General features: G+C 55.2%; 17 protein-coding genes. 13 read left to right on the top strand and 4 right to left on the bottom strand.

Annotation, left to right across the window (positions count from 1 at the left end; genetic code table 11):
* The 4 genes from VL688_06130 to VL688_06115 form a co-directional block, all read left to right on the top strand.
* Nucleotides 1-683 (top strand): hypothetical protein (locus tag VL688_06130; protein ID HTL47626.1); only part of this gene is annotated, 683 nt, incomplete at its 5' end.
* 231 nt (nucleotides 684-914) lie between these two features.
* A complete protein-coding gene (asnB, locus tag VL688_06125) occupies nucleotides 915-2,885 on the top strand; it encodes an asparagine synthase (glutamine-hydrolyzing) (protein HTL47625.1) in 1,971 nt (656 codons plus the stop codon).
* Nucleotides 2,886-2,998: 113 nt separating this feature from the next.
* The gene (locus VL688_06120) at nucleotides 2,999-3,685 is read left to right on the top strand and encodes a hypothetical protein (GenBank protein HTL47624.1); all 687 of its coding nucleotides are present in this window, start codon (nucleotides 2,999-3,001) and stop codon (nucleotides 3,683-3,685) included.
* Nucleotides 3,682-4,686 carry a DUF2085 domain-containing protein gene (locus VL688_06115; GenBank protein HTL47623.1) on the top strand — a complete coding sequence of 335 codons (1,005 nt, stop codon included), beginning with the start codon at nucleotides 3,682-3,684 and terminating at the stop codon, nucleotides 4,684-4,686. Before VL688_06120 ends, VL688_06115 begins: the two co-directional genes overlap by 4 nt.
* On the opposite strand, the gene VL688_06110 is transcribed toward VL688_06115, so the two are convergent.
* Genes VL688_06110 through VL688_06100 form a run of 3 tightly spaced genes read right to left on the bottom strand, consistent with a single transcriptional unit; the run spans nucleotide 4,683 to nucleotide 7,383 of the window.
* On the bottom strand, nucleotides 4,683-6,080 hold the full coding sequence (locus VL688_06110; protein ID HTL47622.1) for a VCBS repeat-containing protein: 1,398 nt from the start codon (nucleotides 6,078-6,080) through the stop codon (nucleotides 4,683-4,685). The genes VL688_06115 and VL688_06110 overlap by 4 nt on opposite strands.
* Nucleotides 6,067-6,798: an ABC transporter permease gene (locus tag VL688_06105; GenBank protein HTL47621.1), complete on the bottom strand. Its 732-nt coding sequence runs from the start codon at nucleotides 6,796-6,798 to the stop codon at nucleotides 6,067-6,069. Before VL688_06105 ends, VL688_06110 begins: the two co-directional genes overlap by 14 nt.
* Nucleotides 6,799-6,804: 6 nt before the next feature.
* A complete protein-coding gene (locus VL688_06100) occupies nucleotides 6,805-7,383 on the bottom strand; it encodes an ABC transporter ATP-binding protein (GenBank protein ID HTL47620.1) in 579 nt (192 codons plus the stop codon).
* Nucleotides 7,384-7,437: 54 nt separating this feature from the next.
* On the opposite strand from VL688_06100, the gene VL688_06095 reads away from it, so the two are divergent.
* Both VL688_06095 and VL688_06090 read left to right on the top strand, forming a co-directional pair.
* Entirely contained in the window at nucleotides 7,438-7,845 is a 408-nt protein-coding gene (locus tag VL688_06095) for a hypothetical protein (protein ID HTL47619.1), read from the top strand.
* 4 nt (nucleotides 7,846-7,849) lie between these two features.
* Nucleotides 7,850-8,758 carry a hypothetical protein gene (locus VL688_06090; GenBank protein ID HTL47618.1) on the top strand — a complete coding sequence of 303 codons (909 nt, stop codon included), beginning with the start codon at nucleotides 7,850-7,852 and terminating at the stop codon, nucleotides 8,756-8,758.
* A gap of 16 nt (nucleotides 8,759-8,774) precedes the next feature.
* Here VL688_06090 and VL688_06085 read toward each other — a convergent pair whose 3' ends face one another.
* The gene (locus VL688_06085) at nucleotides 8,775-9,044 is read right to left on the bottom strand and encodes a hypothetical protein (GenBank protein HTL47617.1); all 270 of its coding nucleotides are present in this window, start codon (nucleotides 9,042-9,044) and stop codon (nucleotides 8,775-8,777) included.
* A 135-nt stretch (nucleotides 9,045-9,179) separates the two neighbouring features.
* Here VL688_06085 and VL688_06080 point away from each other — a divergent pair, with 135 nt between their 5' ends.
* From VL688_06080 to VL688_06050, 7 genes are all read left to right on the top strand, one after another.
* The gene (locus VL688_06080; protein ID HTL47616.1) at nucleotides 9,180-10,130 is read left to right on the top strand and encodes a GNAT family N-acetyltransferase; all 951 of its coding nucleotides are present in this window, start codon (nucleotides 9,180-9,182) and stop codon (nucleotides 10,128-10,130) included.
* A gap of 32 nt (nucleotides 10,131-10,162) precedes the next feature.
* Nucleotides 10,163-11,218: an acyltransferase gene (locus VL688_06075; protein HTL47615.1), complete on the top strand. Its 1,056-nt coding sequence runs from the start codon at nucleotides 10,163-10,165 to the stop codon at nucleotides 11,216-11,218.
* Nucleotides 11,208-12,086 (top strand): hypothetical protein, encoded by an 879-nt coding sequence (locus VL688_06070; GenBank protein HTL47614.1) that lies wholly within the window; start codon nucleotides 11,208-11,210, stop codon nucleotides 12,084-12,086. Before VL688_06075 ends, VL688_06070 begins: the two co-directional genes overlap by 11 nt.
* Before the next feature lie 3 nt (nucleotides 12,087-12,089).
* The gene (locus VL688_06065; protein HTL47613.1) at nucleotides 12,090-12,989 is read left to right on the top strand and encodes a hypothetical protein; all 900 of its coding nucleotides are present in this window, start codon (nucleotides 12,090-12,092) and stop codon (nucleotides 12,987-12,989) included.
* Entirely contained in the window at nucleotides 12,941-13,723 is a 783-nt protein-coding gene (locus tag VL688_06060; GenBank protein ID HTL47612.1) for a PIG-L deacetylase family protein, read from the top strand. Before VL688_06065 ends, VL688_06060 begins: the two co-directional genes overlap by 49 nt.
* Before the next feature lie 216 nt (nucleotides 13,724-13,939).
* Nucleotides 13,940-21,631, top strand: a complete 7,692-nt coding sequence (locus VL688_06055) for a methyltransferase domain-containing protein (protein ID HTL47611.1) — start codon at nucleotides 13,940-13,942, stop codon at nucleotides 21,629-21,631.
* A gap of 287 nt (nucleotides 21,632-21,918) precedes the next feature.
* A partial coding sequence (locus VL688_06050; protein ID HTL47610.1) for a hypothetical protein occupies nucleotides 21,919-22,704 on the top strand: 786 nt, incomplete at its 3' end.

The raw sequence follows: 22,704 nt of genomic DNA, 5'->3' as shown, positions 1-22,704 counted from the left end.
GCAATGATGAGCATACCAAGAAGATTTTTGAGCAAGAACGTCTGATAAAAGAAGGCAATAATTTGGTGGAACAAGGACACTATACGGAAGGTATTGTTAAATATAATGAGGCCATGAATCCTGATCTGCTTCTTCATGATTACGATATTGCCAGACCTGTTCTTCTGACGGCCGATGCGTTGAAGTTTAATGGGCAATATGAGGATGCTCTTAATCAAGTTAAGCGACTCAAAGAGTGTCCGGAAATGCCGTCCGGCCAACTGCCCAGTCCGTCGTGCTATGAAAAATTGGAATTGGAGGCACTAATCAAGGCTCGTGACACAAATTCAACGCAGTCTATTTACGATTACATTAGCTATTTGGAAAAGAAATATAAAAAAATATTGCCCCCCCAAATGTGTGTGGGATGGTGCGATGCTGTTTTTGCTACAATTGCTCGATTATATGATCACATCGGTGATTATGATGAGGGCATAGAATTTACAGATCGATTTTTGCAGTTTTATAAAAAAATTGGCCCGGGTGATCCTTATCAGCCTGCAAATCCCCATTTTCAGGTTAAACAAGCTTTCCTTCAGGAAAAAACAGAAGGCGGAACGGGATGTGTTGCCGCCAAGCCCGGTGAAGCATGTATGGGCCGTGCGACAAAGGCGCTAATCCAATCTGATTATTTCCCCTGGTGACCAGTAGTTAATTTATCTTCCGCGGTTTGCGCAATCCTTTCCTTGCTTTCAATCTTTAGCCTTACAAAGCTATCCCTGCCGGTGATATTGGAAGCACAATTCCATCTATTGTGCGAGTCGCATCTATTATTAAAAGATCTATCAGCAAATTTTCGCTGGAAGAGCATTGTGAAACAGCGGGGAGGTGGCGATAATTCGGTTTACTGATTCTTTTGAAAGCGAGACTGTTTCATGTGCGGGTTTGTGGGGTTCTGGGATCGCGGCGGGGCAAAGGCTGAGACAGCGATTCTGGAGCGAATGATCGCAAAAATTCGATATCGGGGACCGGACGATCAAGGCGCCTGGGTCCACGGAGATCTAGGGCTCGGGCATTGCCGGCTCAGCATTCTGGACCTGAGCGCGAACGGGCATCAGCCGTTTGTGACTGCGGACGGGATGGGCGTCCTTACGTATAACGGGGAAGTTTATAATTTTGCCGAGCTCCGGGACGAGTTGGCGCGAGAGGGAATCAAGTTCAGGAGCAGGACGGATACGGAAGTCGCGCTTTATGCCCTGCACCGTTGGGGACCCGAAAGAGCGATTCCGCGTTTTAACGGGATGTTCGGTTTTGCTTATTTCGATTTGCGTTCTCGATCGCTATGGATAGCCAGGGACAGATCAGGAATCAAACCCGCGTATTTCTCCCACCGCGGAAATCTGATTGCTTTTGCGTCGGAAATGAAAGCGTTGTTCGAGCACCCGGGAATTCCATGCCGGCCTGACGTGCACGCTCTCGGTCACTTTCTTACGCATCAGCGTTTCGAAGGGGACTGGACGCCTTTCGAAGGCGTCGAGCAAGTGACCCCCGGCAGTTATCTCAAAATTACGCAGGACTCCATCAAGAAGACCGTTTATTTCGATCCGATCGAAGCCTTGAACATCGACAAGTTATTGTCCTGCTCCAGGCATCCTTCTGCGGCGCTTTTGGCGCGGTTCGAAATCTTGATGACTGATGCGGTGAAAATGCAGCTTGTGAGCGATGCTCCTGTTGCCACGATGTGTTCCGGCGGCATTGACTCGAGCCTTACCACGGCGATTGCGCACGATTTCAAACCGGATGTCGTGGGGTATGTTGCCAACGTGGAAGGGGCTGTTTCGGAGGGTGATAAAGCGGAGCGCGTCGGCCGGCATCTTGGCATGAAAATCCGCCGCATCCATTGCTCTCCCGAAGATCTGATTCGTTTGTGGCCGGAGGCGGTTTGGCATGGGGACCAGCCGAATTGCCATGCGAACGATATGCCGTACATGATGGTGACGCGCGCGTGCCGGGAAGATGGAATCAAAGTCGTTCTTACCGGAGAAGGATCGGATGAGTTATTTGGAGGATATAAATGGCAGGCGCAAATGTACCATCTCTGGAAGATGCGGCGGCTGCACGCGAAATTCATTAAAAACAACGGGTTCTTCCGTGGACTTGGAAAACTGCATCCTTCTTTTAAGCCGCTGGATGTCGGCATGATGATGCGGTATCCGTTCCGATTCCGTTCTGAGCTTGAGCAGCCTCAAAACAATGTTCGTTACGCTTTAACTACGGATGGCGGCAGGAGCCTGCTGCGCGAAGAATTGCTCTTTAAGAAACTCGAACGCATCCCTCTTTGGGAGGAAAGAGCCTTTATTGCGCGCTGCCTTGATGACTGGTATGCGAATTTACAGGCTGTGCTTCACCGGAATGACCGGATCAGCATGGCGGCTTCCATTGAGTCCCGGCCGCCGTTTCTCGAAAATAATGTGCTCGATTTCGGACTGCATGCGCCCTGCGCTATCAAATACCGGAACGGCTCCGGAAAATGGGTCGTGAAGAAAATGGCGGAAAAAAAGCTGCCGCATGACATCGTTCATGCACCTAAACTCCATTTTCCAGTTAATATGAACATTTGGTTACGGCTTGCGCCTCTACTGGATAAGGGGTTTGTGGCAAATGCCTTCAAATGGTCGGAAAAAGAATGTCGGTCAATCAAGGATAGAGCCAGCAGCATGCCGCAGCTTGTGCACAACCTCGTCGGCATTGAGATATGGGGCAATCTATTTATGCATGGCGAATCTTCCGACGACTTGGGGAACCGATTAATAGCTTTAGGAGAAATAGGGGCTGAGAATATACGATGTCCGGCCCTGATAAGCCCTTCCATGAATCGACGATTTCACAGCCTTGTTTCATTATAAGGCCCCGCTTTTCCGCTGAAAAACCCCTTGGCCTCAGTTGGGGGACGCATTATAATCCAACACCTTTTAAATATCCCTTTTGGGAGCACAACATTGAAAGGATTTGCACCCCCGTGCAAAAAACGCTGACTGCTTATTTGATCCTGCCTCTATTCGTCCTGACCGCGGCCGGATGTGCTTCTTACGATAGAATGCCAGCCCCAACTTATCTTCCTGATGAAGGCCGTTATATTCAAAGTTCGGAGGAGCCAGCCTTAAAAGTAGGGATCAAGCCTCTTGATGATGAAGCCTCGCAGGTGGATTTTTTTGGACAACGGCTTGACAAGAAACTGCTTCCTATCCTTATCATCATCGACAACCGGTCGAAGCGAGGTTACGAGCTTTCCGCGCAGGACATCGAATTGATGGGGGCTGATGGCAAATCTTGGACGCTCGTTCCTTTCGATGAACTCTACAAGGAATATTTCAAGAAAAGCGTATGGTCCCGCGGAGTGGGGGGCTTTTTTGCGGGAGCCGCCATTGCCGCCGGGACATTTCTCATTCTTGCTCCTGCCATCATCGTGATGCCGGTCATGTGCGCCCTTAATACGAAAGACGTCAATCAGACCATTCAATCCGACTTACGAAGGGTTTCGGCATCGCACCAATTTGTTGCGGACCCGGGTGCGTCTTCGCAAGCGGTAGCCTTTTTCAAGTACAATAAAAAAAGCCCTCTCAAGGGTGCGACCCTTAAGCTTCAAAACATCCATTCTTTGAATTCCAAAGATATGCCGGCTAATTTTACCTTCCAACTGACATGAAAAAAGAACGGCTCCTTTGGATTCCTCTTCTGATCGCCACGGTGTCGATTTCGGTACTGGCTCTTTCTTTTTTTGCTGCCTACACCGAAGCGCAGATGCTCGATGTTTCCTCAAATATTTACGCATTGCTTAGAACGTTCTGCCATCAGATGCCAAGCCATTGTCTCTGGTACCATAATTCGAATTACGGGGTTTGCAGCCATTGTTTTGGGATTATTGGCGGGTTTGCCGCCATCAGTTTATGGACTCTTCTAAAGAAGGATGCTTTCGATCTGAAAGTGATGGTTGTAGTGCCGGCGGTTTTTGTTTCTTTTGTACCGCTTCTTCTTGATGTCTTCGTGGAGGCGGTTAATCAAGAAATAAATCCTCATGCTGTCCGCATTTTGTCGGGCTTTGCAGCGGGGGGCGGAAGTCTTTACGGGGTTTACTTTACCATTTTAAAAATCAAACTGTTCATCACGAAGAAAGCAGAGGGTGTGAGGATGACTAAGAAAGTGATCGGCATGGCCATTGCCATGTTAATGGTGGTACCAGCAAACATAACCATGCCGCTGGCATACGCCCAGACGGGAATTCAGCTCAAGCGAGGGACCCCGGTTGCCATGCGGGTCACGCAGATGGTTTCAAGTGAGACTTCACACATCGGCGATCTCGTGCATCTCGAAGTGCTGAGGGATGTGACCGAAGACGGCAAAGTGATGATTGCTGCCGGCACGCCCGCTGAAGGAGAGGTTGTTGCCGCGTCGGATCGTGGCTTTATAGGCGAGCCCGGTCGAGTAGGTATTTCCGTGACTTCCACCACGGCTACGGACGGACAGACGGTTTATCTGAGGTCAACTTTGCATCGAGAAGGGCAGGATAAGCAGACCTTGAGTTTAGTGTTGGGCATTCTTCTTTGTTTCCTCTTTTTGTTCATGAAGGGAAAAGAAGCGGAGATCATGAGCGGTTCCGAGGTCAAAGCCTATGTCGATAATGAATTGAACGTCATTCCGAAAGGCTAAAGAAGATCGGCGAAGGAACGGAGGCGGGCAAGAGAACCCGCTAGCAGAACCTTTCTTCGCTCATCGGGTTTTCTTGAAAAGCCGCGCGGACCCTGGTCATAAACCAGGATTTCCGCGCGGCTTTTTCTTTTTGAAACAAAAGCGATCATCTGCTTTAAAAGATCCCGGATTTGCGAGGGCGGCTTGACGCAGAGCGCATCTAGATCGCCGTCGCCATCGACATCGACAAACGATTGCGGAAAAAGGAGAAGCCCTTCGAAGGTGTATTTTTCTTCCCCTCCTCCGTCAAACGTATGTCTCACCGTGACGTCTGTTTTGACGTCCATGCCATTTTCCCGTGGAGTTATATCGACCTCTTCAATTTTCTTGTCGCCGTTCAGGTCGACGAAATTGCCGGTCATCAGGTTGTTGCGATCGAGCTTGAACCGGGCCATTTCCCGCTGCGTGCGCCCGTCTATCACGACATGTTCTTCGCCCGCGAAAATTTCGATAATGTCCACTGTTCCGTCTCCGTTCCAGTCATAAAAGATTTTTGGATTCTCTTTCTCGCGCTTTTCCCAATGATGAACTTCGGGAAGGGTGACGGGGCGCCATTCGCCGGCTTTCCCGAGAAAATCCTCCTCCTCGAGGCCGCCATTGAAATCGTAACGGCAAACGGAGTTTACTCTCTTATTCGTGAGTGAAATGAAATTGATTTTAAAGAGAACAGATTTCTTCAAAAGGAGCCGGGTGAGGGCTTTTTTTGTCGGCCGCAAGAGCGTATTTTGGGCCGTTACCAAGGCATAGATTCCGGATTTTTTATTTTGGAGGACATAGCGCGGCGCAGGGGGAAGGTCGCTTTCCTTGGGAACGAGAGGTGCATCTGCAAAGCCGTCCGCGGAGCCCCAATAGATCGCATAACGCAGTCTTTCGGTGCTGACGAAACGGGTAAAAGGATGCCTTTCTATGAGCAGGAGGTCATTGCGCCCATCGCCATCGAAGTCCAGGATTAGGGGCGCGATTTCAATGGCATCCGGAGTCGAAGAGAATGAAAAATCGGAAAGGAATTCAAATGTGCCGGATTTATTGAGGAAAACCGTAATGATGAAAGTTCCATTGTTTTTTTTAAGATAAAGCAGATCGGGCCGGCCGTCCTGGTTCCAATCTTGGATGGAAAGATCGAGGAATGCGCGTCGGATGGGGTATTCGGCATAGCCAGCCGTTTCTTGCGGGAGTACAAGCCGGGGCCAATCGCTTCGGTTAAGGCGTTCGTCGATCTGAGGCGCCGGGCTGGGCAGGATATTCCCGCCCATCGCAAAGCCTTGCGCTTCCACATTGATTTCTTCAGCTTTAGCGGATGGACCAATCGAAAGCGCGAATAAAATCGCCACCCCCAAAAGGCTAATTGTTCGCATAAAGAAGGTTAAGGCGCCGGAAAAGAAATCGGTTGATCCCGTAGAGAACGACGTTATAAATAATCAATATCGCTAGAGGCATGACAAGAGCCGTGGTTTGGTCACGGAAGCCATTCCAAAAATCATTAAACCATTCCACAAAGAAAACGGCATTGGTGGTGGGAAGAAATGCCTGTAGGTCTGAGAAGCCGGCAATGATTTCAAATGAAAACAAGGCCGCGCCCGAAATGATGAGCGATAGAAACGAATTCCGTGTGGCGAGATAAAAAAGAAGAAAAAAAGACTGGATGAAAAGAAATGTAAGAGCTGCCGTGACGACCGCTCCCGTCCAAGCCGCAAAAGACATGTGCGCCGGTCCAGTCCGGAAAAAAAAGCGATAGCTAACGATGACCGCAATTAAGTAGCAGGTCAAGGAAAGCAGATTCAAGAGATACATGACAACATAATAATTTGCGAAGAGCCGGGAGCGCGACTCGGGAACAACCATAAGCTGGCGGATGAAGCCGGATTCGATGTCGCGAGGAATTAAAAAAAGGGCCGTCATCAAGAATAGGAATGGGAAAACGAAATCGAGCGTGCCCGAAAAACTCTGGAACAAGTAATCATTGAGGTCATCAAATTTGAGAGAAGCATAAGAAAAGGCAAAGGACTGGAAAAGACCGATAAGGGAGGCGATCAAACATAAACCGATAAGATGGGGGAGATAAAGACGTTTCATATCGGGCTATAATCGAAGGTTACGATCTGCCAGCTGCCGGCAATCTTCTTCTGAATGAGTCGTGAAAAGGACGGAGACGTTTTTGTCTCGGACGAGAGATTTGAGATGAGCGAAAACCCTTTCCCTTGCTTCTGGATCCAAAGATGAGAAGCCTTCGTCTGCGATCAGAAGACGCGGGCTTTTGAGAAGGGCAACGGCAATGGCGAGCGATTGGCGCATGCCTTTTGAAAAGTGACGAAAGCTTTTATCGACCCCATCAAGGCTGCAGAGTTTCAAGCAGTCGTCGATTTTGGTTTCCGAGCCATTTTTGAATGCGGATGCGAAGAGCCGGAGAATTTGCCGAGCTTTTAAAAAAGAAGGGAAGTGCGAATGGTCGAAAACAAATGCAGTCTGTTCCAGCGCTTTTAAATCCCAGGGACTTCCTGAGAAAGTAATGCTTCCGGTATAGGTGGGGACAAGACCTGCCAGCACGCCTATAAGAGTGGATTTGCCCGTGCCATTCCGTCCGACAATGGCCAGGATTTCGGACGTCGCGAGATCGAGAGTGAAGCCGTCCAAAATGGGAGGGGAGTTTTTGTATTGCACGGACAGGTTTTTAATAGATAATAGGTTCATCCATCAAACCATAAGGAGTGAATAATGCGCAATCCCCCCATTGTGCGGCTTTTTTTTTGTGCCCTTAGTATAGCATTCCTCGCCGGTTGTACAACCACTCATAACATCCACGGCTTCCGCGGCAAAGGCAAGAGCGCGACATTTGATGTTGCATTCATGGATGCCTGGGAGTCCGCTAAAGAAGCAGGTAACATGATGGGGTTGGACATTAAAGAAGAGAATCTGGACGCGAAATATATTGTTTTCGGGAAGAGAGTCTCTCTGATGAGTTACGGGGAAGTTGTCGGTGTTTACGTCACTCCGGTTTCTGATGGCAAGGCGCGTGTTGAAGTCGTTTCGAAGCCCAAAGTCAGGACTAATATTTTTGCTCCCAATTGGGAGGATAAATACCTCGAGAGTTTGACCTCACTCATCCATGCCCGCCAGAGATGACACGGTGACGAAATTTCCGATCAGTTGCCGCGCGCTGGCAGTGTCCTTGGCTTTGACTATGGTCTTGAATCCCGCCGTACATTCTGCAGAATCAATCCGCGGGGATTTTGCTGAAAGGCCCACGGAGCCCGTGATCGAGCGAGGGTGGAAGATTCTGCCGCTTGATCTCATTGCCCGTCTGTTTGCCCTGCCTAACGAACTCCTTCTCTGGAACCATAAGCTCCAAAACCGAAACGTCTCTGAGGAAACGCTGGAAGATCTGCGTCAGTACATGATCTACTATCAATTGGAAGACGTCAAAGTAAGAGTCAATAAGGCGGCTTTTGTCGATGAATACAGGCGTTTATTTACAAATAAAAAAATGCATTGGGCTATCCGTATTCCATTCGGATTTCTTACGACAACTATTTCGCTCATAACCGAACGTATCCTGGCCGGCGATTATTACAACCCCTTTAATGATACGATCCATATTTTTTCGGATATAACGCCGGTTGTGGTACATGAAGCGGGACATGCCAGAGATTTTGACCGCCAAAGCAACCGGGGCTTCTATGCTCTCATGCGCATTGTTCCCGGCATGGATCTCATCCAGGAAGACGAGGCATCGTCTTCCGCCATCAAATATTTCATCGAAAAAGGCGATCATGCGACCGAGATAGAAGCCTATAAAATTCTTTATCCCGCTTACGGCAGTTACATCGGAAGTTATTTTGGATTCATTCTGCCTTTCAGCATAGGATCGATCGGAGCTATTTTGGGCGGTCACTGGTTTGGCAGACATAAAGCCCGCGAAGTAAGCCAAAAGTATCGTCTCTCCGAGGAAAAGCTCCGCTATCAAGACCAGCAAATCCAACGACAAAAAGCATTGCACACAAAAAATTCTCCCCTGCCCTCAGCGACGTCTTTGTAAAATCCGTGTGAGAATTTCATGCTGCATTGCGTTTGTTTTCGTTATTTGCCTCATCCTCAGGCTTCACCACTTCTTCCTCTTCAATCGGTTCCTGATCCACCGGCGCGTCCAGGCCTTGCTCGGTATACCCCATGCGGATGAGTTCTTCTTTTTCGTATTGGCGGGGGTCTTCATCGACTTCCTGGGTTTCTTCCTCGATTTCGGGGAGTTCGTCCTCCATCCGATTCTGATTGTCTTCGGGGGGAGGCGTGCTTTCTTGCGGGTTTTTACGATTGGGTTTTTCCATGACGCACCTCCTATATATAAGAAGCTTAGCCCTGTGGCACCTCTCAGGGTGTCAGGAAATATAGGAATCGATGACCGGGAAAGGGAGTGAAAACTCGGGTTGCGGGACAGAGCGCCCCCGTTTAGAATGGCGGCGATGAAAACTCTTGCCGGGGTTTACTGCCGCACCATGGACAAGCCTGTTTCTGAGGCGACCAAGGATCTTTTCTTGCGGTGCTTTCATTGGAAACGCCCGGAAGAGGAGTGGGCATGGCGCTATGAGCCGGGGCCTTACGGGCTTTTTGCGGTCCAGGCTTTTGAAGGGGAAAGCCTGGTCTCGCATTATGGCGGTTATCCCGTGACGTTTTCCGTCGAGGGGAAGGACATTGCAAGCTCGCAGGTGTGCGATGTGATGACCGCGCCCACGCATCGCGATGAGGGGACGTTCGACCGGACTTACTGCCATTACATCGAGACCGTGCGGGAGATGGGGTGCAGCTTCATGTACGGTTTTACGGCCCAGCAGGCCAAGCGCCATCATTGCCGCCTTCCGGTGCGGGCGCTGAGGAAAAAGATCGGGAAAAGCTGGTTTCCGAAGCGGCTTTTTTTCAACTGCAGGCTGTGGGACCGTTTCCCCGAGTCGGTGTCTTCCATCGACGAGCGCTGCCGCGGGGAATATCCGTGCTTTATCAGGCGCAAGGCGGATTATCTCAACTGGCGCTATGCGGATTCGACGGTAAGAAAATATTTTTGTTTTACGGTGGAAGCGGGAGGAGACGAAGGGTTTTTGGTTTTCTCCGTGGAAGGGGATACGGCGCGGGTTGTGGATTTTCTGGCGCCTCTTGCGCTTGTGGAAGATCTGCCGCGCATGATCGACGGGATTCTGGCCCGCTGGTTCGGGAAATGCCGGTTCGTGGAGATGTGGCACAGCGCGCATTCTCCGGTTTATCCTCATCTCGCGCGCGCGGGCTTCGAGCCCGTCCCTTTGCAGGTGCCGCTTTTCATTTCTCTTATTATTTTAAGGCCTGAAGTTTTTCCCGGGCAGCCGGCGGAAGCCTGGATCGACCGCCATTTTTATTACACCATGGGAGATTCCGACCTCTTCTAATGGGTTCCCAGACCGCGTCACGCAAAAGACAGATGGATGGGCTGCGTTTCTTCGCATTCCTGTCCATTTTTATCTGCCACTACTACATCAAAAACCTCAAGAGAATCTGGTTCCTGACTTACGCGGTGCCGCTTTTTTTCGTGCTGAGCGGGTTTTTGATCACGCACATCCTCCTCGAATACGAGCATGTGCCGCGCCGGCATTTCCTGGTTTCGTTTTATGCGCGCCGTTCCCTGCGCATCTTTCCCGCGTATTATCTTTTCATCACCGTGCTTTTGCTGCTGGGAAGGCTGCAGGATCCGGCCTGGTATTTTTCCTACACGTTCAACATGAAAATCTTCCTGCTGAGCCTGCACGGCGGCCTGGACGCGCTCTTGAAAAATTGGCAGCAGGTGAACATCCATTTGTGGACGCTTTGTGTCGAGGAGCAGTTTTATCTTATTTATCCGGCGCTGTTTTTTTTGATCCCGTCCCGCAGCCGGCTGCGGTGGTTTGCGCTTCTGATCGCCGCTTCGTGCCTGCTGCGGTTCTGGTTCCGGATTTTTATGCCGTACGCCTATTACGGCACGCTTTTGCCGGTATGCGGGGAAGCGCTGCTTTGGGGCGGGGCGGCGGCCTGCGCCAGGAACAAGATGCGGGAGACGCGCATTTCCTCCTGGGCCTGGATGGCCATGGCCGCGGCGCTCATCCTCGCTCTCATCGTGTTTTGGGGCAGAGGCAACACGAAACTCTGGGCGCTCCAGTTCCGGGTGCAGCGGGTTCATTCTTTATATCTGCTGGCCTTTACGGTCATCGTGCTGACGCTGTGGAATGACGACCGGTTTCTTCTTTCCCGGATCCTGGCCTGGGGCCCGTTCTATTATTTAGGCAAGATCGGGTACGGTCTTTACCTTTATCACCTGTCGACCTGGGACCTCGCGGCGTGGCTGACGGAGCGCGTACCGGCTCTGGAAAGCGTGCCGGTGATTTTGCTGCGCCTGGGGTTAACTGTTATACTGGCGTCGCTTTCATGGCATTTGTTTGAATCGCCTCTCAATAATCTGAAAAGATTTTTTCCCTACCGGGAAAGGCAGCGCGATGCCGTATAAAGTCTTCTGCCGCCTGATTGCCGCCGCCCTCGTCGCGGGCTGTTTCCTGTCGCTTTCCTCCGGAGATTTTGACAGCGTTTTTTTTGCCATGGCCATGGGCCATTACCTGCTCGCCCTTTTTTATTCGTGGAAGCAGATCAAGAGGGTTGCCTTGGTGCCGGAAACACGGCTGCCGGGCCTGGGGCTCCTGTTTTTGACGGTGCCCGCGATTTATTATCAGTGGCCGAACATGGTTTTGTTTTTCGGTGTCCATCACACGCTGACGGAATCCTACGTGGTTTCCGACGACCGCCTCCGCGGACGGCGCGCGCTCATGGGCGGCCGTCTGCTGATGAACGCGTTTGCTTACTGCATCATGCTGGCGCGGGAGCCGGTGATGAGGCAATTTTCCCAGCCGTTGATGCTGGCGGGTTTTGCCGCGGCCTGCGCTGTTTTTTATTATTTTCTTTTTGTGGAGCGCCGCTCTTTTGCCGCGGCCGGGCTCCGGGAGCAGGTCTTCTTCGAGCTGGCGCTTCTCGCGGCTGTAATTGTATCTCTTGCCGTGGGCGGCTTCACTTACCGGCAATTGCTTTTCTATCATGTGGCTATCTGGCTTTTTCTGCCGCTTCCGGGACTGGCAAAGAAGGGGACAGGAAACGCGGCGGGATACCTTTTGGCCACGGCGGCGGTGAGCCTGGCGTGTTTCGCGTTCACGCCCTTGTGGGACACGCCTTGGAAACTCTCGACCCATGCCCTTGAATATGCGGTCATTTCAACGGGGTACGCGCACGTGATCCTGTCGTTTGGAGTTTCGTCTTTGAATCCGCGGTGGGTCCAGAAGATTTTCGCGGGCCGCCGGCTGCAGCTCGTGAACGAAACGGTGGTCTGAGCCATGGCGAAAACGTACGGCCCGATACCGCTTCATGCGTCGCTTCGTCTTGTGAGCGTGATCTTCGTGGTGGTGCTGAAAAAAATCGTCCCGGGTGAGTTTGACCGCGTTTTCGTGAGCGTGGGATTCGCGCATTACGCGCTCGCGCTCTGGTATTCGCAGAAGCAGATGGGGCACGTGCTTTCGCGGCAGGTCTCCACGATCGCGGCGGCGTTCCTGGCGGCTGCCGGAGCGGCCGTCACTTACTACAACTGCCCGAGCATCGCGCTGTATTTCGGCGTCCATCACGCGCTCAGCGACAGTTATCTCTTTCCGAGAGAGCCGCGCCCCGCGAACATGAAGCCGCTCCTGGCTTCCCGGTTTGTTTTTAATCTGGCGGGCTATGCGATCCTGCTGCATCAGGACCCGTCGTTCCGGTGGCTGCCGCTGCCCGCGATGATTGCGGCGCTGCTTGTTTCTTTCGCGGCGTCGCTCGTCTGCCTGTGGAAGCTGCGGCCCGCCATGGCGCCCGGCGAATTCCGGGACCAGCTTCTCTTCGATATCGTGGGGCTGGCCGTTCCTCTGATTTTGCTGAGCCAGCTTCACGTGTTCCAGGGCCGCCGTGTTTTTAGGCCGCTCGTCCTGTATCATTTCGTTTTCTGGAATTTTATTCCCGCGATGAAGATGGCCAAGACGAAGCACGCGAAAGCGCTGACGCGTTACGCGGCGGAAACGGCGGCGGTCACGCTGCTTTTCTTTTTGATGACGCTCAAAATTTCCAAATCCCTCCAGGATTCCCAGATCATCCTGTGGGGCTACATCCACATCACGGCCTCGTTCGCGCTTTCGTCGCTCAATCCTTCCTGGATCCGGAAATGGTTTTCGCTGCCGGCGCCGCCGCGGATCGTGATGAAGCCCACATGATGCAGGAGCCGGAAAAAATTCCTTACCGCCCCGAACCCCTGGGCCGCCACAGCGTCGTGGTGCTGGCGCCGCACGCGGACGACGAGGCGCTCGGGCCGGGCGGCAGCATCCTCCAGCACGTCCGCGGCGGGGACGCGGTCAAGATCGTGATCGTGACAGACGATCCCGCGCAGCCGGAAGAACGCAAGCGGGAATGCCTCGAGGCCGCGGCAAAGCTCGGCGTGAAAGACGTGGAATTTTTGGGATTGAAAGAGCGGGCGCATGACGCCGCGCTTTATAAAAAGAAGTTCCGGGCCGTGTTTGAAAGCGCGGGGCCCACGCTTGTCTATCTGCCGCACGCGGGGGAATTGCATCCGGACCATTGCGCGGTGTCGGAAGCCGGGCTTGCCGCCGCGCGCGGAATGAAGCCGCCGCTTTGGCTCGCGTTTTACGAAGTGAGCGCGCCGCTCGCGCGCGTCAACCGGCTGGTGGACATCACCGCGGAAATGACCATGAAGCAAAATGCGGTGGGCTGCTACAAAACCCAGCTCGCGCAGAACGATTATCTGAACAAAATTTGCGCGCTGAACCGTTACCGTTCCTACACGCTGGGCAAGGAAGTGATTTATGCCGAGGCGTATTTTCTTGCTCGGAGCGACGGCAAAGATTTTGGTCCGCCGCCTGGATGGGGCCTCAAAAAAAGCCCCCTCTCCTTTATCCTCTCCCCACGGGGGAGAGGGAAGGGTGAGGGGTAAAAAACTTATTTTAAGGGTCCAAACCCTCCTAAGTCCTTATTCTTCCTGAGGTAAAAAATTTCTTTCCGAAAGCGCCCAGCCCTGGGCAATGATCGCTCTAACCTGTTATCCTTGTTACGGATAGTGTCTAAAAGGGGCGAACTTTGGATTCGGGAGTCCAAGGACTCGCTTCGTCTTTTATCCGGACGGCAGCACCGTCCGTAAAATCGGGAGACTATGCGCAACCGAACACGACATCTCACGGCTTTGACGCTTTTGATCCTGTTCCCCGCGGGTTTTTTCCAGCCGCCGGCGGCGAGCGCGGACATCGCGGAACCGGCTCCGGTTTTTATTTCGTCTTCTTCTCCCATCACGCTGCCCGCGGAACTCGGAAGCATCCAGAGCCAGTACCTTCAGGACAAGCCCGGGCCTTTCGTCGTTTTCATCCAGGACGCGCATGCGGTCAACAGCGCGCAGGAGCACATCCGCAAACTGATCGGATATTTTCAGAAAAATTACGGCATCCGGCTTGCCGCGCTCGAAGGCGCGAAGGGAAAGATCGACGTCACGCTCCTGCGCTCGTTTCCCGACGCGTTCGTCAAAGAGCAGGCCATGAAGAAATATCTCGACCGCGGCGAATTAACGGGCGCGCAATTGGCCGCGGTGCTGAATCCGGACGGCATGGAATATTACGGGATCGAAGACTGGCCGCTCTACGAAGATAATTATTTTGCGTACCTGCGCGCGGAACAAAACGAGAAAAAGATCCTGGAAAGGCTCGCGGCCGCGGAGAAGGAGTTTGACGCGCGAAGGAAAACGGCTTTTACGCCGGAGCTGAACGCTTTCTTCGAACGCCAAAGCGCTTTTTACGACGAGAAAAAAGATCTCCTCGAACTCTTGTCATTCCTGAACGGGCTGGACCCTGCGCCGCTGGGATTCGGCGCCGGCGCCATGCACGAAGCCGTCCGCCCCTTTTATCCGCAGCTCGCGGCTTTGATGGAATCGCTTTCTTCGGGGGAAGACCTTACCAGCGGAAGCCTCGACGCCGCGATCAAGCAGATGGCGCGCGCTTTCCTGGCCAGGCACGCGGAAAAATTGCCCAAACCCGACCAGCTTGCCCTTCAGGCGAAATTTCAGGATTACCTGACAGGCGCGCTCGATGCGGGCGCATTTCTCAACGTGCTGCTGGAAAACGGTCAGAAGCTGGGGCTCAAGCCGCGCCTGACGCCCGCCATGAAAAGGCTCGCGGGCCGCGCGGAAACGCTTTCGATGATCCGCGGCACGCGGCTCTTCGACGAGCTGGAGGCCTTTCTCGGGACCGTGGAGTCGTCCCTGGCCCCGGGGCAGGAACAGCAGGAGCTGTTGAAGCAATACGCGCGCCTGCGCGTGATGAAAGACCTGGCGCGCATGGAGCTGGTGCGCAGGCAGCTGAACGATTACCAGAAGGAGCCGGAAGAATACCTGAAGCTGCTCGGGGACGACCGCGCGGAAATTTATCCGGCCCTGGAATTTTACAGGCTGGCCATGCGCAGGGATTCGGCTTTTCATCAGAACCTGCAGCGCCTCATGCGCGAAAAAAAATCAAAGTCCGCGATCGTGCTGGCCGGCGGCTTTCACGCGGACGGGTTCGAAGAGGCGCTGAAAAATGCCGGGATTTCTTATGTCACGGTCACGCCCAAGATCGATTCGATCCAGGGGCACGAGCATTACGGAGAGCTGATGAAGGGCGGGCTTTCGTACAAGGCGCTGATCAAGACGACGCTTTACGACGCGTTCATGAAGCACGCGTCTTCGGAGCTGGTGGCGCCGCTGGAAAAGCCGGACTTCAAGCGCGACGTGAAAATCTGGAGAGACGAAGTGATCCGCACGCTGGCGCGGGAAGGGCGGACGGCCGAAGCGGGCCGGTATACCGCGTACGTCGACAGGCTGGCGGAAGTGTATGCGAAAAAATTTGAAAGTCAGTTGGACGGCGGGGAAAACCGGGACTCGCTTTTGGCGGCGCTCGGCAAAGAGCTCGCGCGGTATCAAAAGGAATCGCTGGATAAAATCCGGGACGAATTCGAAAAGAAATTTTCCGTGTTGAACAAAACTTTTACCGCGCTTGCCGGGAAGGGGCAGATGACGCCGCAGGCCGCGGCCCAGGCCCTGGAAAAAGTCTGCGGCGGACAGCCTTCGGCCCTGCAGACCGTCGTGGTCGCGGCGACAGACCCGAGCGTGGACTTCAAAGGATTCGTGACTTACGTGACGACAGACCGGCTGCCGGAACAGGCCCTGCAGATCGATGCCGCGCCGGAATTCGTCCTGCCGCCGGCCGCGCCGGGGACGTATCAGTCGATCGCCGGAGACTTTGCCTCGGGGCAGGCGATTTCTGCGGACGCGCGGATGGCGGTGGAGCGCGCCGCGGGTCCGGTGGTGCGGCAAATGCAGGTGGCTGAGACGCAGGGCGAGATTGCGGTGGGACGCGCCGCGGCGGAACAAAGTTTTACCGAGCTCGTCGGCCGCGCGGCGGAAAGCCTGCCGGAAGGCGTGAAAGCGGAGCTGCGGGAGAAAGGCGCCTTCACGGCGATTGCCGACGAAATCAAACGGCAGATGGCGGGTGAGAAGGCGCTGCGAAATGAATTGAGGGCCGAACCGGGAGACCCAAGCGACGAAGACGCCGCGTTTGATATTTTGAAAAGTATTCCTGATCCCGTGCCGGAAAAACCGAAGCCGGCTGTCCAGCCCCCGGCCCTGCCCAAGGCGGAGCCCGTCCCCGCCGCTCCGAGTGAAGCGGAAATCGAACGCATGGCGGCCGAAGCCCTGAAGGATCCTGCCGAAAAGCCGAAGGCTGCAGGCACGCCGAAGAACATGGTGGCGATCCAAAGGCCCGAACTTCCGCGCTGGCTGGCGGGGTCGCGCGCTTTCGCGGAAAAGCATGCGCAGATCATGGCGCGTCTGACACCGATGATGGATTACATCGACCAGCTGCTGGAAGCCGAAAAAACGCAGGGGCCGGCGGTTCAGGAGCAAGTGAAACAACACCGGCAGCAGATCTCGGTTTTCTGGCTTCAGAGCATCGGGGACGACAAAGGAGACGCGAAGAGGGCCGCGGCTCAGGGGCTGATCGCGGCGATCGAGGAGCAGACGCTGTACGTCCGCAATGCCCTGTCGCACGTCACGCAGCGTGAGGAAAGAATGAAAATCATCCGGCCCGTGGCGCGTTATCTTGTGGAATTGGGAAAAGCTGTGGTCTGGCTTCGGCGCGGGCAGCTTGTTTACACGCCTCAAAGTATTTTCGATCAGTTATCCAAGGACGAGCAGCAGCAATTCCTTTATCAGCTCCGGCGCCTCGAAGGCACTTCCTCCGAGAAAGGCTGGGATCTGGCCGAAGAAAATTATTTCCAGAAAGCGAGCGTGAAGGGAAAAATCGAGTTCCTGCTGCGCGGGTTGAAATTCGAGTATGAAGGATATCCTCAGGAGCAGCCGGAAGAACCGGAAGATACCGGAAAGACCCAGGTTCCCGGCGCGTCCAAGACCGTTGCGCCGGATGCAAGTAAGACGGCGGTTCCGGGCGCGGGACTGACGCAATCGCCTGTGGGAGACAAGACGCAGGTTCCCGGCAAAGCCCCGGCGGATCAAGGCGCTTACGAACTGACGACGGGACCTGCGGCCGACGACCAGGGAGCTTACGAGCTGACAACAGGACCTGCGGCGGACGATCAAGGGCCGTACGAACTGACAACAGAACCTCCCGCCGTGGACGACCAAGGGGCTTACGAGCTTACGACAGAACCTCCCGCTGAAGAAGACCACGGCCAGTACGATTTGACGACGTCGCCGGACGAAGGCGCGTACGAGCTCACGACAGGCCCCGCGGAAGGCGAACACGAATTGACGCTCGATTCCGGAGCCGCGGCGCCCGCCCCGCTCGAAACCGCGGAACCGATCGTCGTGCAGCCCATCGAGATCGACCAGTACGGACTTGTGATCAACCGCAAACGCGGCGAGCCGCCGAAAGCGGAATTGCGCGCGCAGGAGCCCGAAGCGCTCGTGGCCGCGTACCGGGAAGCCCAGACGCAGTATTTGCGTTACCGGGAATCGCTGGCGTCGCGGAAAGCATCGTTCGATGGGCTCTTCGATCAGGCCGAAGCCGCGGTGCAGCGTTATCAGGAGGCGTTCCGCATCCATCTTCTTGTCCAATCGGATGCGCCCGCGCATGCCGCGGCCCTGGAGGCTTATCGCTCGGAGGTGCAGCGTCTGACGGCGGAAATCAACGCGGCCCAAAAAGCTTATTTCCAGGAGCTGGATCAGGCCTTCAAAACAGAAGATGACGTTTACCGCGCGTGGGAAGCGACGGACAAAGCCCTTCGCCAGGCCGTGGACGCGGGCTATCCCGCGGACAAGGGCACACCCCTCATCGAAGAAATCAAAAGGCTCGATACCGAAGCCTCGCAATTCGGCGACGAGCTTTCGCGGCTGCGTGAACAGAAAAATGCCGTGAGCATGCGCGCGCGCGCGACGATTTCTAAATGGGATCAGGCAGCAGTCGAAGACGAAGTACTCGTCAGCCTTTTCCATGCCGCGGCCGCGGATCGCGAGACGTACGGCCGTTTTGTGGTGGGCGCCGAAGGCTGGGTCCTGGCCGGGAAAGAAAATACGGCTGAGCGCCTGCGCCAATTGGTCATTGCCGAGCCTTCCACTTCTTCCCGCTCCGATGTGATGGTGATGCTGATTGCCCAATCCGTTTTAACGCATGCGCTGGAAGACCAGGGAGAAAACAAGGTTCTGGGGCTCTTGGAAGAAATTTCGAAATGGGATGCGGCCACGATCAGCCGGTTCATCAATCACACCCATCAGGACCTCCTGGACGGCCCTTTGAGCAAAGGCCCCGTCGTCAGGATCATCAACGACGGCATTGCCGGGCTTTTCAAAAAAGCGGAGACGGTTTCCGAAAAACTGTTTCTCCTGCATGTCCTGGGGCGCAATTCCAGAAAAGAAGACGAGCCTTTTTTTAATCAGGCCGCCGACGACACGGACGCGCCCACGCAAGTGCGGCTCCTTGCCCTGGGCTATCTGGCGGCCGCGGGCATGCTCGATTCCGCCAAGTTCGAGGAAAGATTCGGTGCGCTTGCGGAGCGGGCGCGCGGGGAAATCACGGCCTCCAAGAAAACCGCCGCGGTGCGGGCGCATGAAAGCCAGGTGCCTCTTGTCTTTGCCGTGCGCGCCGATGCCGTGGCCCTGACCTTGTCGATGCAAGTGCATTTCGCCCGCCAGGGCCTTGCCATTTATGAGGAGCCGACCCTGCGCCTTCTTTTTAGAAACGCGGTGGCCGTCGCGGGCATTATCGAAAAAGGATGGGCGCAGCAGGCCTATTCGGATTTCCAGACTTCACGCGCCATGCTGGAATCGCGGTCCCGCGCGTTCCTCTTTCTTATCTTTGGCCATGAGTCCGTCCATCCCGCGGTCAGCCGGCGTATCGGGCTGGGTTCTTCCAGCGACTATCTGAGTGTTGACGACGCCGTTCATGAACTGCTCGCGGATCTGGGAACATATTCGGCCGGAGAAATTCTCGGCAAAACGATCGGGGAATTCGACGAATTTCACGATTTTGCCGGGACAGAGGTGCACAAAGAGCACGAAAAAACCGGCGACCTGTCCAATCCTCTGGAAGGCCATGGCCTCGCGCGCCGCGTGATCGCGGCATTTTTGAGGGACCACGCGGGCGAAACGATCGCATGGAGCCGCGTTCTGCATCAAGCCCTGATCGAAGCCCAAGGCCGCCTGAGTGAAATCAAGGCGCTTGCAGGTTCCGCCGCGCCCGAAAGAGAGGTTTTCCTGCGGAGCATTCTCGAGAACGCGCTCGCCGCAAGCCGGGCCGAGCTGAGGGCCGAAGCCTCGGACGCCGATCGCGGCGAACAAAAAACCCCGGTGCCCGATGTGGAAGCGATCCGCGATTTTCATACGAAGGCCGCGACGAATCCGGGAGGAAGAGTCAGGGTCTCGGAAACCGAAACGCGCAAAGTGCGCATCTCGCTCACCAAATACCGCGAGTACCTGCAGCGCATCGCGGAAGAATTCACCGCGCTGCGGAACCTGTATTTTCCAGGACCCGCCGTGCCGGAAATGCTTTCCATCGGGCCGGGCGAAGGCGCCGCGGAAATCGCGCTGCACAAACACGGCATCTTCCGCGTGGACGGCATGGAGCTGACGGATGCGCTCGCGGACAAATTGAATGAAAACGCGTCGGCGCAGGGCGTGCACATCCCGCTTCAGCGCGGCGACGCGAATGAATTGCTGGACCGTCTGCCCGCGGAAAGCCGCGACGTGATTTACATCGGAGAAGCCATCGGCTATTTCGAAATGCAGAAACTGTTCCCGAAATTGATGCGCGTCCTGAGGCCGGGCGGCATTGTCGTCATCACGACGTATCCCGTGCCCAAAGGCGAAGAAAACGTGAAGACGGGCACGGAATTCATCCGGTATCCGGTCCGCACGATCCAGCGTGAGCTGAAGCGGGCGGGCTTAAAAAACGACCGCCTGATCAACATTCGGCCCGGAGATTTTCCCGAAAGCACGCCGCTGCGCCAGGATTACGAACGCCACGGCCGGGACATCGTCGTGCACGCCCTCATCGCGAGCAAGCCGCGGACCTGGAACGGCATGTGGGAAGGATGGATGAACCGGCTGTTCCAGTCCTGGCAGCCTCTCGAAGCGCCGCAGCTGATCGAGTCGAAGCTGCATCCGGAGCTGAGAACCGCGCAGGAACCGGCTCCGGCCATCCAAGCCCCGGCAAAGAACGGCCATGAGAATCTCGCGCCCAAAACGGAATTGAGAAGCAAGCCTGAAGTCCCCACGGCATCTTCGCTGCCTGAGGCCGCTGCGGCCGGGCCGGATATCACCAAGCTTTTGCCCGAACCGGGCGTGATTGCGGAGCGCTACACGGCCGATGCGGCGCATGCGGCGGATTCGCTGCGCGAGGATGCGCGCCAGGAACTGCGCGGCATCGAAAGCGCGTGGACGGATTTCAACCGCAGCCTCACGGCCCGTTTTTCGGCGGTGGAAAGCGTGCGCGAAATCGTTTCGGGCATTTATTCGCTGGACCTGGAGAACACGATCCGCGAATCCTTGGGGCCGGACACGGCCGCGTGGGTGGACGTGCCTTATCTTGCCGGGCTTTTGCGCGCCGCCGTGGCCCGGGAATTTCTGGGTTTGGAAGAAGCGGGGATCCAGGCACTGGAATCCACCAGGCTCTCGCCGGCCGCACGGGCGATGTTCCTCAAGGCGGGAAAAATTCCGGTCGAGGTTTGGAATGCCGCGTTCCGGGAGCTCGCGCAGGACCCATACCCGCGGTCTCCGGAACAGCTTCTTTTCGATCCCAGGAGTTTCCAGAACGCGCCGCCGTTTGTTTTCGACGCCGCGTTTCTGCCGCTTCCTTCGGAGCCGGGCTTCGCGGAAACGCAGCGCGCGTTCGAAGAACTCGTCTCGCGCGGGATCACGGTCAGCATTCCTTTCGACAAAAACGGCCCGCACGCGGCAACGGCGCGCGCCTTTGCTTCGCGCCTCGGAGCGGCCTCGATTTTCCTGCGGCCTTACGCGGACGGGCGCCTGGATCTTTCGCCGCTCAGCCGCATCCAGTTCGGAAACGGGTACTACGGCGTTTTCAAGCAGGGCGTGCAGCTCGTGGTGCCGAAGGTCCAGGGCGATTTGAGCGAACGTTCGTTTTTCGCGCAGGAGTGGTTCGCGCGAAGCGAAGCCCTCGGCGGCGGCAGCGGATTCCTGGAGATGTCGCTCAAAGTCCTGGCTTCGCCGTACCTGAAAGGCTTCCTCGAAAAATCCACGGGGCACGATCCTCGCGTCATGAGCGAGCGCGCCTTCAATTTCCTCGTCAACTTCTTCAACGACATCGCGAACACCCGCGCCATCCAGAACCTCGTCAAATCCGCGGCCTAAACCGGGCAAAAAAACGGGTCTTTTTGCCGGGGAAACAGCCGTTTTCTTTTTCATTCCCCGCGTCTCTCGGGGGGCTATGATGGCGCTTGATATGGTTTGATTGTTAAAGATATAAAATTTTCTGTAATTGCTGTGTAAAAAAAGGGTTATCCCTACAAGATTAAAAAGGTTTTAATCTTCCGTATCGGTTAAAATGGGCCCATCCCTAGTGACACAAGCGGTCCGAAAAGGCCGCTAAGCGGTTCCAGAAAGGAAGTCACCGGCATTTGGCCGGCTGATTCGCAGTCATGTCGAAGAGAATTTGGCGTCTCGCGGCGTTCGCGTTTTTTAGTTTCCCGGCGGTCTTTCCGGTATTGAAAAACCAGGCCCTCGCAGCCCCTTCCGAAAATCCCAAGCTTGCTGTCCTGATCACGGGTCTCTCCGGCGGTTACGATTATAAAAAATCTTTCCTGGGTTCGTCGCGCGCGCTGCACAACATGCTGCGGGAAAACGGCTACGGCGAAGATTCGATCGTGGTCTTCAACGAGCAGGGCAGCGTCGGCGAAAACGGCAATGAACTCATGGCCACGCGCGAAAACCTGGAAAGCTTTTTCGAGGGCCAGGCCGGCAAAAGCGAACGCGAACAGGTGGTGGTCTTTATCGCGGGCCATGCGAACGGGCATGATGAAAACGCGAAGCTTCACCTGCCGGGCCGGGACGTGGATTTCAAGACCCTGATCTCCTGGCTCGACGGCATCAAGACGAAGCAGATGATCGTGGTGCTGGCCACGCCGCAGGGCGAGGCGTGGATGAAGAAGTTCAGCCGCCCCGGGCGCGTGATTCTCGCGGGCAACGGGCTGCGGAAGCACAACGCGCTGCCGGTCATGTTCCTGAAGTTTTTTCCCGCCGAGCTTTTGACCGCGTCTTCGACGGCCGCGGAAGGGGAAAGCGCGGAGGTCTCTCTCGCCGATGTTTTTCTGCGGACCCATCAAAAGGTGATGGAGTGGTACCGGACCAACGGCCTTTATCCGACCGAGGAGCCTTACCTGGAGGCGGATGGTGACGGCAAAGGCATCGTGCCTCCGGCTGACGAG

The sequence above is a fragment of the Verrucomicrobiia bacterium genome (assembly GCA_035495615.1).
In the GTDB taxonomy this organism is placed as follows: domain Bacteria; phylum Omnitrophota; class Omnitrophia; order Omnitrophales; family Aquincolibacteriaceae; genus DATJFP01.
The sequence above is the reverse complement of the archived record's forward strand: the minus strand, read 5'-3'. Positions and strand labels throughout refer to the sequence as shown.